The organism is Mesorhizobium sp. RCC_202 (assembly GCF_041355295.1).
Taxonomy (GTDB): domain Bacteria; phylum Pseudomonadota; class Alphaproteobacteria; order Rhizobiales; family Rhizobiaceae; genus Mesorhizobium.
This window is the reverse complement of the sequence record NZ_JBFUPO010000001.1, coordinates 141,007-156,002: the sequence shown is the minus strand read 5'-3', so window position 1 is coordinate 156,002 and position 14,996 is coordinate 141,007. Positions and strand designations below refer to the sequence as shown.

At 62.2% G+C, this 14,996-nt stretch carries 13 protein-coding genes and 1 other RNA gene; 5 read left to right on the top strand and 9 right to left on the bottom strand.

Annotated elements, in window-relative coordinates:
• Positions 1 to 8: 8 nt before the first annotated feature.
• The 6 genes from AB6802_RS00710 to AB6802_RS00685 all read right to left on the bottom strand — a co-directional run bounded on the left by AB6802_RS00710 (position 9) and on the right by AB6802_RS00685 (position 8,488).
• Positions 9 to 1,637 (bottom strand): ABC transporter ATP-binding protein, encoded by a 1,629-nt coding sequence (locus tag AB6802_RS00710; protein ID WP_371008074.1) that lies wholly within the window; start codon positions 1,635 to 1,637, stop codon positions 9 to 11.
• On the bottom strand, positions 1,634 to 2,773 hold the full coding sequence (locus tag AB6802_RS00705) for an ABC transporter permease (RefSeq protein WP_371008073.1): 1,140 nt from the start codon (positions 2,771 to 2,773) through the stop codon (positions 1,634 to 1,636). The genes AB6802_RS00710 and AB6802_RS00705 overlap by 4 nt, the downstream gene beginning before the upstream one ends.
• Positions 2,773 to 3,870 (bottom strand): microcin C ABC transporter permease YejB, encoded by a 1,098-nt coding sequence (locus AB6802_RS00700; RefSeq protein ID WP_371008072.1) that lies wholly within the window; start codon positions 3,868 to 3,870, stop codon positions 2,773 to 2,775. Before AB6802_RS00700 ends, AB6802_RS00705 begins: the two co-directional genes overlap by 1 nt.
• Positions 3,871 to 3,900: 30 nt before the next feature.
• Entirely contained in the window at positions 3,901 to 5,778 is a 1,878-nt protein-coding gene (locus tag AB6802_RS00695) for an extracellular solute-binding protein (protein ID WP_371008071.1), read from the bottom strand.
• Complete coding sequence (locus AB6802_RS00690) at positions 5,778 to 7,658, bottom strand: extracellular solute-binding protein (protein WP_371008070.1); 1,881 nt, start codon at positions 7,656 to 7,658, stop codon at positions 5,778 to 5,780. The genes AB6802_RS00695 and AB6802_RS00690 overlap by 1 nt, the downstream gene beginning before the upstream one ends.
• A 158-nt stretch (positions 7,659 to 7,816) precedes the next feature.
• Positions 7,817 to 8,488: a cytochrome c family protein gene (locus tag AB6802_RS00685; RefSeq protein WP_371008069.1), complete on the bottom strand. Its 672-nt coding sequence runs from the start codon at positions 8,486 to 8,488 to the stop codon at positions 7,817 to 7,819.
• Positions 8,489 to 8,681: 193 nt separating this feature from the next.
• Between AB6802_RS00685 and AB6802_RS00680 the strand changes: the two genes are divergently transcribed.
• Together AB6802_RS00680 and AB6802_RS00675 are read left to right on the top strand one after the other, a co-directional pair.
• Complete coding sequence (locus AB6802_RS00680) at positions 8,682 to 9,410, top strand: 3-deoxy-manno-octulosonate cytidylyltransferase (protein WP_371008068.1); 729 nt, start codon at positions 8,682 to 8,684, stop codon at positions 9,408 to 9,410.
• A 10-nt stretch (positions 9,411 to 9,420) separates the two neighbouring features.
• Complete coding sequence (locus AB6802_RS00675; RefSeq protein ID WP_371008760.1) at positions 9,421 to 10,284, top strand: prephenate dehydratase; 864 nt, start codon at positions 9,421 to 9,423, stop codon at positions 10,282 to 10,284.
• A 130-nt stretch (positions 10,285 to 10,414) separates the two neighbouring features.
• On the opposite strand, the gene AB6802_RS00670 is transcribed toward AB6802_RS00675, so the two are convergent.
• Genes AB6802_RS00670 through AB6802_RS00660 form a run of 3 tightly spaced genes read right to left on the bottom strand, consistent with a single transcriptional unit; the run spans position 10,415 to position 12,134 of the window.
• A complete protein-coding gene (locus AB6802_RS00670) occupies positions 10,415 to 10,717 on the bottom strand; it encodes a Dabb family protein (RefSeq protein ID WP_371008067.1) in 303 nt (100 codons plus the stop codon).
• 10 nt (positions 10,718 to 10,727) lie between these two features.
• Positions 10,728 to 11,669, bottom strand: a complete 942-nt coding sequence (nudC, locus tag AB6802_RS00665) for an NAD(+) diphosphatase (RefSeq protein WP_371008066.1) — start codon at positions 11,667 to 11,669, stop codon at positions 10,728 to 10,730.
• A gap of 45 nt (positions 11,670 to 11,714) precedes the next feature.
• Positions 11,715 to 12,134, bottom strand: a complete 420-nt coding sequence (locus AB6802_RS00660) for an HIT domain-containing protein (protein WP_371008065.1) — start codon at positions 12,132 to 12,134, stop codon at positions 11,715 to 11,717.
• A 187-nt stretch (positions 12,135 to 12,321) separates the two neighbouring features.
• Between AB6802_RS00660 and ffs the strand changes: the two genes are divergently transcribed.
• The 3 genes from ffs to AB6802_RS00645 all read left to right on the top strand — a co-directional run bounded on the left by ffs (position 12,322) and on the right by AB6802_RS00645 (position 14,828).
• Positions 12,322 to 12,418: signal recognition particle sRNA small type (ffs, locus tag AB6802_RS00655), an RNA gene on the top strand.
• A gap of 205 nt (positions 12,419 to 12,623) precedes the next feature.
• Complete coding sequence (locus AB6802_RS00650; protein ID WP_371008064.1) at positions 12,624 to 14,441, top strand: DNA polymerase III subunit gamma/tau; 1,818 nt, start codon at positions 12,624 to 12,626, stop codon at positions 14,439 to 14,441.
• 63 nt (positions 14,442 to 14,504) lie between these two features.
• On the top strand, positions 14,505 to 14,828 hold the full coding sequence (locus tag AB6802_RS00645) for a YbaB/EbfC family nucleoid-associated protein (RefSeq protein ID WP_371008063.1): 324 nt from the start codon (positions 14,505 to 14,507) through the stop codon (positions 14,826 to 14,828).
• The last annotated feature ends 168 nt before the right edge of the window (positions 14,829 to 14,996 follow it).

The following is a 14,996-nucleotide window of genomic DNA, read 5'->3' as shown; positions in this document are numbered from 1 at the left end:
CGGCTTGATTACTCACTGACCACGCCGGTCGGCGCCGTCTCGATCTTGAAGGCGGCCGCCATCAGCGCCCGCGTATAGTCGGTTTGCGGGCTCATGAAAATCTGTTCGGACGACCCGGCCTCGACGATCTGGCCATTGCGCATGACGATGACGTCATTGGCAAGCGCGCGGACGACTTTCAAGTCGTGGCTGATGAAGAGATAGGCGAGGTTGTGCTTGGCCTGCAGGCTGCGCAAAAGGTCGACGACCTGCGCCTGCACGCTCATGTCGAGCGCCGAGGTCGGCTCGTCGAGCATGACGAAGCGCGGGTTGAGCACCATGGCCCGCGCGATGGCGACGCGCTGGCGCTGGCCGCCTGAGAATTCATGCGGATAGCGGTGGCGCGTTTCCGGATCGAGGCCGACTTCCTTGAGCACGTCGACGACCTTGTCGTCGCGCTCGTCGGCCGACAGCTTCGGCGCGTGGATCTTCAGGCCTTCCTCGATGATCTCCGAGACCGACAGGCGCGGGCTGAGTGAGCCGAACGGGTCCTGGAAGACGATCTGCAGCTCGCGCCGGAGCGGCCGCATGGCGTTGAAAGAGAGCTGGTTGATGTCGCGTCCGTCGAAATTGATCGTGCCGGTGGACGAAATCATCCGGGCCAGCGCCAGGCCGAGCGTCGTCTTGCCGGAACCGGATTCGCCGACGACGCCGAGCGTCTGGCCGGCGCGCACGGTGACGTCGATGCCGTCCACCGCCTTCACATGATCGACCGTGGTGCGGAAGAAACCCTTCTTGATCGGGAACCATACCTTGATATCCCGGCCCGCCATCACCGCCTTGGCGTCCGGGTTGGCCGCCGGCGGCTTGCCCTTCGGCTCGGCGGCCAAGAGGTGCTTGGTGTAGGCGTGCTGCGGGTTGGCGAAGATGTCCCTGGTCGGCCCGCTTTCGACGATCTTGCCCTTGGTCATCACGCAGACGCGATCGGCAATCCGCCGCACGATGCCGAGGTCGTGGGTGATGAACAGCAACGACATGCCTTTGCGGGACTTCAGCCCCGCCAGCAATTCCAGGATCTGCGCCTGCACGGTGACGTCGAGCGCCGTCGTCGGTTCGTCAGCGATCAAGAGCTCCGGCTCGTTGGCCAAGGCCATGGCGATCATGACGCGCTGGCGCTGGCCGCCGGAGAGCTGGTGCGGATAGGCGTCGAGGCGTTTTTGCGGATCGCGGATGCCGACTTCGTTGAGCAACTCCAGCGTTCGCGCGCGGGCGGCTTGGTCGCGCATGCCTTGATGCAGCTGCAGCACCTCGACGATCTGCTGTTCGATCGTGTGCAGCGGGTTGAGCGAGGTCATCGGCTCCTGGAAGATCATGGTGATCTTGTTGCCGCGCACCTGGCGCAACTGCTTCTCGTTCATGGCGAGCAGATCGGCGCCCTGGAACAGGATCTTGCCTGACGGATGGCTGGCCGCGGGGTAGGGCAGGAGCTTCAGCACCGACAGCGCCGAGACCGACTTGCCGGAACCGGATTCGCCAACAAGCGCGACCGTCTCGCCTTTGGCGATGTCGAAGGAGATGTGGTCGACGGCCACGGATTGCTTGCCGCCTTGCACGAAGGCGACGCTCAAGTCTTGGACGGACAGCAGGTCTTCGGTCATTTGAACGTCTTGCGCGGGTCGAAGGCATCGCGCGTCGCTTCGCCGACGAAGACGAGCAGCGACAGCATCAGCGATATGACGATGAAACCCGAAATGCCGAGCCAAGGTGCATTGAGGTTGCGCTGCGCCTGTTTCAGCAACTCGCCAAGCGAAGCCGAACCCGGCGGCAGACCGAAGCCGAGATAATCGAGCGATGTCAGGGTCGAGATCGAACCGCTGAGTATGAAAGGCAGGAAGGTCAGCGTCGCCACCATGGCGTTCGGCAGCAGATGCCGGAACATGATGGTGAGGTTGGGCACGCCGAGCGCGCGCGCCGCGTTGACATATTCGAAGTTGCGGGCGCGCAGGAATTCGGCCCGCACCACGCCGACCAGCGCCACCCAGGAAAACAGCAGCATCAATCCGAGCAGAATGAAGAAACCCGGCGGCAGGATGGCTGAGACGATCAGCAGGAGATAGAGCACCGGTATTGCCGACCAGATCTCGATGAAACGCTGGAAGAGAAGGTCGGTCCAGCCGCCGAAATAGCCTTGCAGCGCACCCGCTGCCACGCCGATCAGCGAGGAACCGAGCGTCAGGATCAGGCCGAACAGAACCGAGATCCGGAAGCCGTACAGCACGCGTGCCAGCACATCGCGGGCCTGGTCGTCAGTGCCCAGCCAATTCCAGTTGCCGACGTTACAGTTCGGGTCTGCCTCACCCTGCGGATACTGGTTGCAGCGCGTCTTCTTGTCGTAGAGCCAGGATGGTTTTGCCGGCGCCGGTTCCGGAACGGCGTTGTTGACGGTCTGATAGGAATAGCGAACCGGCGGCCAGACCATCCAGCCATTGGCATTGATCTCGTCCTGGATGACCGGATCGCGATAATCGGTAACGGCATAGAAGCCGCCGAACTTTTCCTCTGGATAGGCGACCAGAACCGGAAACAGGATCTCGCCCTTGTAGGAGGCGATGATCGGCTTGTCGTTGGCGATCAGCTCGGAAAACAGCGACAGCACGAACAGGACAAGGAAGATCCACAGCGACCAGTAGCCACGCCGGTTCGCCTTGAAATTCTGCAATCGTCGCTGGTTGAGTGGCGACAGCCAAGGCCTGCGAGGGCGCACCGGCGCGCTTTCGATCGCGGCTTCCGCCATCAGATGTCTCTCCGCTCGAAATCGATGCGCGGGTCGACCCAGGTGTAGATCAGGTCCGACAACAGGCCGACGAACAGGCCAAGCAGGGAGAAGATGTAAAGGGTGGCAAACACCACCGGATAGTCCCGGTCGATCACCGACTTGAAGCCAAGGAGGCCGAGGCCGTCGAGCGAGAATATGTTCTCGATCAACAGCGAGCCGGTGAAGAAGGCCGAGATGAAGGCGCCGGGAAAGCCGGCAATGACGATCAGCATGGCGTTGCGGAACACGTGGCCATAGAGAACCTTGCGTTCGGACAGGCCCTTGGCGCGCGCCGTCACCACATATTGCTTGCGGATTTCTTCAAGGAAGGAGTTCTTGGTGAGGAGCGTCGTCGTGGCGAAGGCCGACAGGACGAGCGCCGTCAACGGCAGCGTCATGTGCCAGAAATAGTCAGCGATCTTGCCCGGCCACGACAGCTGGTCCCAATTGTCGGAAACAATGCCACGCAGCGGAAACCAGTCCCAGAACGAACCGCCGGCGAACAGCACCATCAGCATGATGCCGAACAGGAATCCGGGAATGGCATAGCCGACGATGACGACGCCGCTGGTCCAGACGTCGAAGGTCGAGCCATCCTTCACCGCCTTGCGGATGCCGAGCGGAATCGAGATCAGATAGGATAAAAGCGTGATCCACAGGCCGATCGAGATCGAGACAGGCATTTTCTCCAGGACCAGGTCCAGCACCGAGATGTCGCGGAAATAGCTGTCGCCGAAATCGAAGCGGATATAATTCCACAGCATCATGCCGAAGCGCTCGAGCGGTGGCTTGTCGAAGCCGAACTGCTTTTCCAGCTTCTTGATGAACTCGGGGTCGAGACCCTGCGCGCCGCGATATTTCGAACCGACATCGCCGGCGACGTCGAAATTGCCGCTGCCCTGGACATCCCCACCACCACCGCCGAGGCGATCATTGCCGCCCTGGTTGGTCAGTCGGGCGATCACCTGTTCGACCGGTCCGCCCGGCGCGAACTGGATAACGGCGAAAGAGATCGCCATGATGCCGAACAGCGTCGGGATCATCAAAAGAATGCGACGCAGGATATAGGCGCCCATCAGGCGGCCGATCCCGCGCGAACGATCATGTCAGGCCTTGCCAATCTTTGCCGCCTTGCCCTTGTCGAACCACCACGACGTTTCGACCGGAAAGCCGAAATCGGGTTTCTGTTCGGGAAAGCCGAACATATCCCAATAGGCGACACGGTGATTCGCCAAATACCAACTTGGAATCCAATCCAGTCGCGCGCGCAAGACCCGGTCGAGCGCTCTGAGCGCCGTAACGAGATCTACCCGACTGTTGGCCTTGCCGGCTGCGACGATCAGGGCGTCGATGGCGCGGCTCTCGGTGCCTGGATAGTTGCGCTGCCCGGGGGTTTTCGCCATGCGGGAATCGTAGAGTATCTCCAGGCCGTCGGCAGTGGGCGTCGCGCCGATCGACCAATGCAGCATGTTGAGATCGAAATCGAAATTGCTCTGCCGCTGCTCATATTGTGTTGAATCGACCTGCCGGATCGAGGCGTCGATCCCAATGGCTTTCATATTCTCGGCCCATGGCGTGAAGATGCGAATGATGCTGTCATCCTCACCCAGCATTTCCACTTGCAGCCGCTCGCCCTTTTCGTTGACGACAAAGTTGCCCGCCCGCTTCCAGCCGGCTTCGGCAAGCAGTTTTGACGCCGCGCCGAGCAGCTTGCGGTCGTGGCCCGAACCGTCGGAGGTAGGCTGCATCACCGGTTCGCCGAAAGTCTCCGGCGGCAATTCGGCCCGAAAAGGCTCCAACAGGGCTAGTTCCTGCGGCGATGGCAATCCTTCGGCCTTATAGTCCGATCGTTCGAAATTTGATTGCGAGCGCTCATAGGAGCCGAAGAACAAAGCCCGCCTGATCCACTCGAAATCGAAGCAATAGGCGATCGCTCGCCTCACGCGCGCATCGCGGAATTGCGGACGGCGCTGGTTCAGCGCGAAGGCCTGCATGTCCGGCGACTTCTCCCCGGGAAACTCTCGCTTGACGACCTTGCCCTCCTTCAACGCCGGGAAGTCATAACCGGTCGCCCACACCCGCGAGGTGAATTCCTCGCGGAAATGCGTGTCGCCTTTCTTGAAAGCTTCAAACGCCGCCTGGCGATCGAGATAGAAGTCGATGCGAATGCGGTCGAAATTGTGGAGGCCGCGGTTCACCGCAAGCTCGCGGCCCCAATAGTCGGCGACGCGTTCGTATTCGACGGTCTGTCCGGCCACGACGCGTCCTATCTTGTAGGCTCCTGAACCGAGCGGCGGCGTCATCGTCGAGGCGTCGAAGACATTGACCGTATAGTAGGCCTTCGACACGATCGGCATGGCTACGACCGAAAGAATGTTCTGCGCCGATTGCTGGCCGTTGAAGGTGAGATTGACGGTGGTGGCATCGACGGCAACCGCCTCCGTCATATAGCGCAGCGCCTTGGACAGGTTCGGGTGGCCCTGGTCCTTGTACAGCTTCAATGCGAAGGCGACGTCGTCGGCGGTCAAAGGTGTGCCATCGTGGAAACGTGCTTGCGGCCGCAGCGTGAAGCGGAAGCCGTTGCGGTCAGACGACAAGGTAACGGACTCGGCGAGCAAGCCGTAGACCGAGTCCGGTTCGTCGAGCGCGCTTGTCATCAGCGTATCGAAGCAGAGTTCGGTGCGCGGCGGCGAATCGCCTTTCAGCACGAAGGAATTCAACGTGTTGAAAGTCAGGAAGCTCTGATTCAGGGTGCCGTTCGGCGGTGCGAAATTCATCTGGCCGCCCTTCGGCGCATCGACATTGACATAGTCGAAATGCGTGAAGTCGGGCTTGTATTTCAGCTCGCCGAAGGCCGACAGGCCATGCAGTTTGACACCGGTCTGGGTCTCGGCGAAAGCGCGGCCCGGCAGCAGCGCGGCGGCAGCGGCAGCGGCGCCGAGCGCCAGGAAGTCACGACGAGGAAGCGCCGCCTGCCGCCCCATCAATTGAGGCCCTTGTATTTGGCTGCCAGCGCCTTTTCCTTCGCCGTGTCGATCCACCAGGAATCAATGTCGGCGCCCCGGTAGGTGGGCTGCTTGTCCGGCACGCCGAACTTGTTCCAATAGGCGAGCCACACCACAGCACGGTAATATTGCGGCACGACGTAATAGTTCCACAAAAGCACCCGATCGAGCGCATGGGTGACTGCGACCAGATCGTCCCGGTCGGTGGCGAAAATGATGCGGTCGACCAATGCGTCGACAACCGGGTCCTTGATGCCGGAATAGTTGCGCGATCCCGGAGCGTCGGCGGCCTTCGAGCTCCAGAAATCGCGCTGCTCGTTGCCCGGCGATTCCGATTGCTGCAGCAGGTTGGTGATGACGTCGTAGTCGAAATTGTTGACACGGTTGACGTACTGGCTGGTATCGATGATGCGCAGCGTCGCATCGACGCCGATCTTGCGCAAATTGGCGATGTAGTTGCCAGAGAGGATCTGGTCCGTGTCGGACGTGCCGAGGATTTCGAATTTGAACGGCGCGCCGGTTTTGGCATTCACCATCTTGCCGCCCTTGATCACCCAGCCAGCCTGGGCGAAGAGGTCTACCGCCTGCTTCAGATACTTCCGTTCCGCCTGCGGCGAGTCATAGACCGGCAGCTTGAATTCCTGGGTGAACAGTTCCGGCGGCAGCTTGTCGCGATATTTCTCGAGGATTTCGAGTTCCTTGCCTTGCGGCAGGCCGCTCGACGCCAGCTCGGTACCTTGAAAATAGCTGTGGGTGCGGGTGTTGAAGCCGAAGAACAGCGTGCGGTTCATCGTCTCGAAATCGTAGGGATAGGTCAGCGCCTCGCGTACCCGGCGATCCTGAAAGAGCGGCCGGCGCTGGTTGAGCATGAAAGCCTGCATCGGCTCGGGCGAGGTCGTCTTGAATTCCTTTTTGATCACGTCGCCGGCGCTGATGGCCGGAAAGTTGTAAGACGTCGCCCAACGCCTCGAGCTGTTTTCCGGTTTGATGTCGTCGAGCCCGCCCTTGGTGAAGGCCTGCCAGGCGGCATTGTCGTCGAGGATGTAGGTGAAGCGCTGCGTGTCGAAATTCTCACGGCCGATCTTCACCGGCAGCTTGGCGCCCCAATAGTCGGGCACGCGCTCCCAGACGATCTCGGAACCCGGCTTGAAGCTGGCGATTTTATAGGCGGCGGAGCCCAGCGGCGGCTCCAGAGTCGGCCTGGTGATGTCACGCTTCTTGCCGCTCGCGTCGGTGCCTTCCCACCAATGCTTCGGCAAAACGACGAGATCGCCGAGGATCTTGGGTAGCTCGCGGTTACCCTTCTGGTTGAAATGGAATTCGACCTCACGATCCGAGATCGCCACAGCGTCGGTGACGTTCTCGAAATAGCGGCTGTATTGCGGGCTGTTGGCCTTGAGCACCTGGAAGGACCAGACGACGTCATCGACGGTGATCGGTTGGCCGTCATGCCATTTCGCGCGCGGATCCAGCCTGTAGGTCGCGGAGGAATAGTCGGACGGATATTTGTAGGCATCCGCGACCAACGGATGGCTGACGCTGCCTTCGTCCTGCGCTTGGTCCATCAGCGTGTCGTAAAGCAGCCCGCCACCGAACCCGACCAGCCCCGCAGCCGGCGATCCCGCCACGATATAGGGGTTGAAGCTATCGAAACTGCCGGGAACGACCGAATTATAGGTGCCGCCCTTGGGCGCATCCGGATTGACGTAGTCGTAGTGCTGAAAATTCTCGCCATATTTCGACGGGCCGATCAGGGACGAGGTTGTGCGCCACTCATCGGCGAAGCTGGCCTGCAGGCTGGCGGCGAAGCCGAGCGCGAGCACCGATGCGAAAACTGTCCCGAAGCGGCCAACCCTCATGCGTTCTCCTCGTCGCGAACTTCACCCACCCGCAATCTAGACCATTTGACGCCGGTGGAAACCGCGTCGCGCCGGCTTTGTCGCCGCACAGGCGGGTTTCCCAATGAAAAAGCCGGGCTGAACCCGGCTTTTTTGAGATGGTCGAGATTACAAATCGGTTACTTGGCCGGCGCCGCAGGCTTTGCCGGCGCTGCGCCCTCGGCCGGCTTGGCCGGCGCGGCGCCTGCGGCGGGCTTGGCGGCCGCATCCGCCGGCTTTGCCGAAGCGTCGGCGGCAGCACCCGGCGTCGGCAGCGGCTTCGGATTGTCCGACAGTGTGCGCAGATAGGCGATCACGTTGGCGCGATCCTCGTCCTTGGGCAGGCCGGCGAAGCCCATCGCCGTGCCCTTCACGAACTTCTTCGGCGAGGTGATGAAGTGGTCCAGATTGTCGTAGGTCCAGTGCTCCGCGCCGCCCTTCGAAAAATCCTTCATGCCGGCTGAATAGGCGAAACCCTCATGCTCGGCCACGGGGCGGTCGACAATGTCCCAGAGATCGGGGCCGACCTTGTTCGGGCCGCCCTTCTCGCCGGAATGGCAGGCCTGGCATTTCTTGAAGATGGCGGCGCCCGCATCCGCGCTGGCCGTGGTGAGCCGATCGGCAATCGGCTTGGCTTCGGCGGCGGGCGCGGCCGGACCGCCTTCGGTCGGCTCCTGGGCTTCGATGATGAAGCCGGGCTTTTCCGGCGCCGGCGAAGCGTAAAGCCCGTCGGAGATCAGGCCCACCGAGAAGAGGACGAAGCAGGTTCCCAGAAATCCGCCGAGCAGCTTGTTGACTTCGTTGGAATCCATGCGCCCCTTGCTCCCTTTTCCGGCGGACCGTCCCGTCCACTCCGTCCGTCGGTATCGCGAACAGCCCCGAAAGGCCAGTCAAATCGGGCGGAAACTAGGTCTTTTGCTTCGGCGTTGCAACACCTATAAGGGCGCTTCCAGTGAGACCTTTTGCCACTTTTCGATCCGCTTTTTCCGGCCGCCCAAGAATCCGATGTCGACCTTGATCCTGATCCCCGCCCGCATGGCCTCGACGCGTCTGCCGGGCAAGCCGCTGGCCGATATCGCGGGCATGCCGATGATCGTCCATGTCGCGCGCCGCGGCGCCGAGGCCGGGCTCGGCCGCGTGGTGGTGGCGACCGATACGCAAACGGTCGCCGAAGCGGTGCGCGCGCATGGTTTCGAGGCGGTCATGACCCGCATGGATCACGAATCCGGCTCCGACCGCATTTTCGAGGCGCTTTGCGCCCTCGATCCGGACAAAAAGGTCGAAACCATCGTCAATGTACAGGGCGACCTGCCGACCATCGATCCCGACATCATCGGCGCCTCGCTGCGCCCATTCGAGGACAGGTCGGTCGATATCGCCACGCTCGGCGTCGAAATCGTGCGCGACGAGGAAAAGACCAATCCCAACGTCGTCAAGATCGTCGGCTCGCCGCTCTCGGCAACGCGGCTGAAAGCGCTCTACTTCACCCGCGCCACCGCGCCGTGGGGCGACGGGCCGCTCTATCACCACATCGGCCTCTATGCCTATCGCCGCGCCGCACTCGAGCGCTTCGTGGCGCTGAAACCGTCGCCGCTGGAACGGCGCGAGCGGCTGGAGCAGTTGCGGGCCTTGGAAGCGGGAATGCGCATCGATGCCGAGATCGTCCAATCGCTACCGCTCGGGGTCGACACGCCGCACGACCTCGACCGAGCCCGGCAAATCCTTTCAAGCTGAGACCATCCATATGACCGCCAACACCAACAGAATTTCCTTCCAGGGCGAGCCCGGCGCCAATTCCGACACCGCCTGCCGCAACATGTTCCCGTCGATGGAACCGCTGCCGTGCCCGACCTTCGAGGACGCGTTCAACGCGGTCGAGACCGGCAAGGCCGAACTCGCCATGATCCCGATCGAGAACACGATCGCCGGCCGCGTCGCCGACATCCATCACCTCTTGCCGGAATCGAAGCTCAACATCGTCGGCGAATATTTCCTGCCGATCCATTTTCAGCTGATGGTGCTGCCGGGCGTCAAACGCGACGAGATCCAGAGCGTGCACAGCCACATCCATGCACTCGGACAGTGCCGCAAATACATCCGCAAGAACGGCTGGAAGCCGGTGATCGCCGGCGACACGGCAGGCTCGGCCAAGATGGTCTCCGAGGTCAAGGACCGCACCATGGCCTCGCTGGCGCCGGCTTTAGCCGCCGAGCTCTATGGCCTCGACATCATCGAGAAGAATGTCGAGGACACCGATTCCAACGTCACCCGCTTCGTCGTCCTGACCAAGAACAAGCAGTGGGTTGAACGCCCTTCGGCCGACGCCAAGATGATGACTACCTTCATGTTCCGCGTCCGCAACGTGCCGGCCGCGCTCTACAAAGCCATGGGCGGCTTCGCCACCAACGGCATCAACATGACCAAGCTGGAGAGCTATCAGTTAGGCGCCTTCACCGCGACGCTGTTCTACGCCGACATCGAGGGCCACCCGGACGATCCGCTGGTCAAGCTGGCGCTCGACGAGCTGCGCTTCTTCTCACGCGAGGTGCGGATACTGGGCGTCTACCCGGCCGCCGCTTCGCGCGAACAGTGGAAGGTCGCCGACTGAGCGGCGCCTAAATTCAGGTCAGGCCGAGTCGAAAATGGTGGTTTCCGAGAACCGGAGCGGAGCGTACTTAAAGTACGTGAGCACCGGAAGCGCAGGAAGCCGCCATTTGCAGGCCGGCCTCACCTGAATTTCAACCAAAGCCGAGCGGCACGTAGTCGATCTCCAAGAACGTCTCGACCTCCGGCACCCAGCGGTCGCGGACAAAAGCGACATGATCGGGGTGCTCATTGTAGCGCGTGTAGGCGGCCTGATCGGCGAACTCCATCGAGAAGCCGTACTGAAAATCGTTCTTGGGGCTGACCTGCCGCAACTGCTCGAAATGCGTGACGCCCTTGATGGCGGACAGGATCTTGCGCGCATCGTGCAGGAAGCGCTTGGTCTCAAGCGAATGCTGTTCATGCTTCAACGTGAACACCACGGTGTGACGGATCATTCTTGTGCTCCTACTCGCTGTCGACCCAGGCGCGGATGAGGTGGTGGGCAATCGCGCCTTTTGGCGGCGTGATCAAGCCGCCAGTATGCGTTCTCTCCAGCATCGTGCGCACTTCATCGCGAAAAAACCAGCGGCAGTCTTCCAGCTCGTTGAGGTCAGCCTGGATGTCCTCGTTGAGCGGCTCGCCGAAGCAGCCGATCATCAGCGAATAAGGAAACGGCCATGGTTGGCTGGCGTGGTAGACGACGCGGCCGAGCCGGATGCCGGCCTCCTCCAGCGTCTCGCGCCGCACCGCCGCCTCGATCGTCTCGCCGGGCTCGATGAAGCCGGCAAGAGCCGAATACATGCCCGGCGCGAAATGCCGGCCGCGTCCGAGCAGGCATTTTTCGCGCGTCGCCGTCAGCATGATCGCCACCGGGTCGGTGCGCGGGAAATGTTCGGTACCGCAGGCCGGGCAATGCCGCTTGTAGCCGCCGGCGCGCATGTCCGAGCGATTGCCGCATTTCGAGCAGAAGGCGTGGCTGGCGTGCCAGGCAAGCAGCGCCGCCCCTTGCGCCAGCGCGCCGGCCGCCGCCTCGTCGATCAGGCCTTGCATGTAGACCGAGCGATAGTCGATCGCCTTGATGGTCTCGGGAAGCTTTTCCGGGTCGACGCCGGCGGGAATGGCCAGCACCGGCCCGTCGGCGGAAAAGCCGAGCAGCACGCCACGGTCGAGGGAAGCCTCGAAGGGCTCGCTTTCACTGGTGTTGAACCAGGGGTCGAATTTGCCGTCGTCCAGTTTAAGGTAGAGCCGGCCGGCATGCATCAGCATTAGCCGCGCCGCGGGGTCCGCCAGCGCTTTTTCGACCGAATCGTCGGCCCGGTTCTCCGACTGCCGGTCGATCTGATTGCCGGCGAAACCGACAAACTGGCTGGGTTCGCGCAATGGCGCGTCAAACAGGTGAAAGCTCATGGGAGACTCAAGGGCAAGGCTGCAAAAATGGACAAGGACGTCAGCTTATAGCGCCGCCTTGATCGTTTCGGCAAACCGGCGGATGTCGGAGCGCCGGTAGGGTTCGCGCATGCCATGCCCCCACACCGGCCCTGGCCAGCCGGGATCGCCCTCCGAGCGGGCCACGACATGGACATGCAGCTGCCGCACGATGTTGCCGAGCGCGCCGGTGTTGATCTTCGTGCAGCCGGTCACCCGCTTCAGCGCCTGCGCCACCATGTTGGTCTCGAAGGTCAGCATCGCCTGGTCGAGCGGCGTCATCTCGTGGATTTCTTCCATGCCTGGGCGTTGCGGCACCAGCACCAGCCAGGGCCAGCGCTGGTCGTTCATCACCCTGAGTTCGCACAGGCCAAGCCACATGAGCTGCTCGCTGTCCGCCTCCAGCCGGGCGTCCAGCGTGAATCCGGCCTTCAGGCCAGGCAGCATCGGCGTTTCCTTCACTTTTGTTATTTTGTGGGCATTTTCCAAACCCGCAAACGCTAGAGCGGCGGCAAGGTGGCTGCAAGCGATTCGTTGACCGCTGTATCGATTTGAAGGGCTTTCCCAGCTCGATATGGCCAAGGTGCCTGCTCTGCCCTTGCATTTCGTCGCTGAATTGCCGATATGGGACGCGGGAGGTTGGTGGTGGACGATCCACTCGCCAACCGGGTCAGGTCCGGAAGGAAGCAGCCCTAACGAGCCCGGAACGGGTCATTGTTCCAGCCTCCCACCTCATCGGACCCTCTCGCGACATTGACGACGCATTGCAGCGCGGGCGAGACTATTGGAGCAATTCCGGGGAAAGTGTGAGCGGTTTCCCGCCCGGAATTGCGTTAAAGCAAAGAGATAGAGCGGTTCGCCGTTTCCAGAAACGGTGAAACGCTCTAACAGGAATCGGCCACCCTCGGATGTTGGCCTTTGGAGCTCCACGGGCGAATGAGCGAAGCCGGAAATTCGGGCCCAGAAAACCTGGAGAAGCAAAAGGCCGCTGCCTATCGCGTGCTGGCGCGCAAATACCGTCCGTCGAATTTTTCCGAGCTGATCGGCCAGGAGCCGATGGTGCGTACGCTGACCAATGCGTTTGCGACCGGCCGCATCGCCCAGGCCTGGATGCTGACCGGCGTGCGCGGGGTCGGCAAGACGACCACGGCGCGTATCCTGGCGCGGGCTCTGAACTACAAGACAGCGACCGTCGACCAGCCGTCCGTGGACCTTGCCGTTTTGGGCGAGCACTGCCAGGCGATCATGGAAGGCCGTCATGTCGACGTCATCGAGATGGACGCCGCCTCGCATACCGGCATCGACGACATCAGGGACATCATCGAGCGCGTGCGCTACGCGCCGGTCTCTGCCCGCTACAAGGTCTACATCATCGACGAAGTGCACATGCTCTCCACCCAGGCCTTCAACGGCCTGCTGAAGACGCTGGAAGAGCCGCCGCCGCATGTGAAATTCATCTTCGCCACCACCGAGATCCGCAAGGTTCCGATCACCGTCCTGTCGCGCTGCCAGCGTTTTGACTTGAGGCGCATCGACGCCGGCGCGCTGGTTGGACATCTGTCCTCGATAGCCGGCAAGGAAGGCATTGCCGTCGACGACGAGGCGCTGGCGATGATTGCGCGCGCCGCCGAAGGCTCGGCGCGCGATTCGCTTTCCATCCTTGACCAGGCGATTGCCCATGGCAGCGGCACGGTCAGCGCCGAGGCCGTACGCGCCATGCTGGGGCTCGCCGACCGCGCCCGCATCATCGACCTTTTCGAAACTGTCATGAAGGGTGACGTGGCGGCGGCGTTGGCCGAGTTCCGCGCCCAATACGATACCGGCGCCGACCCGGCGGCCGTGCTCACCGACCTTGCCGAGTTCAACCACCTGGTCACCCGCTTGCGTTTCGTGCCCTCGGCGGCCGACGACGCCACGCTTTCCGAGGATGAGCGTCGGCGCGGCGCGGATTTCGCCAACACGCTGTCGGTTCGCGTGCTGTCGCGGACCTGGCAGATGCTGTTGAAGGGCATTCCCGAGGTGCAATCGTCCAACCGCCCGGTCAGCGCCGGCGAGATGGTGCTGATCCGACTGGCGCACGCCGCCGACCTGCCGACGCTGGACGAGGCGCTGAAGTCGCTGGACGGGGCGGGGCCTGTGTCGAGTGGCGCGCCACGCCCGAACGGCGCGCCGGCCAGTCCCGGCAACGGCGGCGGCGCCAGCGCCGTGGCGCAGACGCGTGTCCCCGCCGCCAACGGCGGCGCGCAGACCATGCGATTGGTCGAGGCGCAGCCGGCGCCAGTAGCCTTCGTGCCGGCGCCGGAGCCCGTTGCCGAAGCACCGGCCGTGCCGGTCAAATCGCTGGCCGACATCGTCGCGCTGGCTGACGCCAATCGCGACATGGCCTTCAAGGTGCTGATGAAGCGCTGCGTGCGGCCGGTCCGTTTCGAACCCGGCCGTATCGACGTCACCTTGACCGACGATGCGCCGAAGATGCTGCTCAACGACCTGACCTCCAAGCTGCGGGCCTGGACCGGTCGCAACTGGCTGGTGTCGTTGTCGAAGGACGAGGGCGGCCAGACGCTGGCCGAGATGGAATCGACCAAGCGCGAGAACGCCTTCTCCGACGCCAAGGCCGACCCCACGGTCGCCGCCATCCTGGCGCGTTTTCCCGGCGCCAAGATCATCGATGTGCGCATTCCGGACGTGCCGGATGTGGAAGAGGCCGAGGCCGAAGTGCCGGTCGAACCCGCTACCGACGATGATGAAATCTAGATCCAGCACACAGGGTTCGCTCGGGTCATGCCCGCGGACCAATAGAACAAGAGGACCAAACGGATGAAAGATCTTCTCGGCCTGATGGGCAAGGCGAAGGAAATGCAGGCCAAGTTCCAGGCCATGCAGGATGAGATCGCCACGCTGGAAGCGACCGGACAGTCGGGCGGAGGGCTGGTCAGCATCACGCTGACCGGCAAGTTCGAGATGAAGACGCTGAAGATCGATCCGTCGCTGATCAAGCCGGCCGAGGCCGAGATTCTCGAGGACCTCATTTTGGCTGCCCACAATGACGCCAAAAATAAGGTCGAGGCCATCATGCAGGAGAAGACCAAGGCGCTCACCGCGGGCCTGCCGATTCCCCCAGGAATGAAATTGCCGTTCTGAGACGGCTTGTGCCAGTTAATTGATTATGAACGAAAATTGAGCGCGAACGGCGTTATTAACCAATTCCCCGGTGATGCTCACGCGCTCATATCGCTCCATTCATAAAGTTTTACCTATGTCGAGAAGTTGCTAACCTTCTAGCCATCTTTTTGCCTGAAAGAGTCTCAT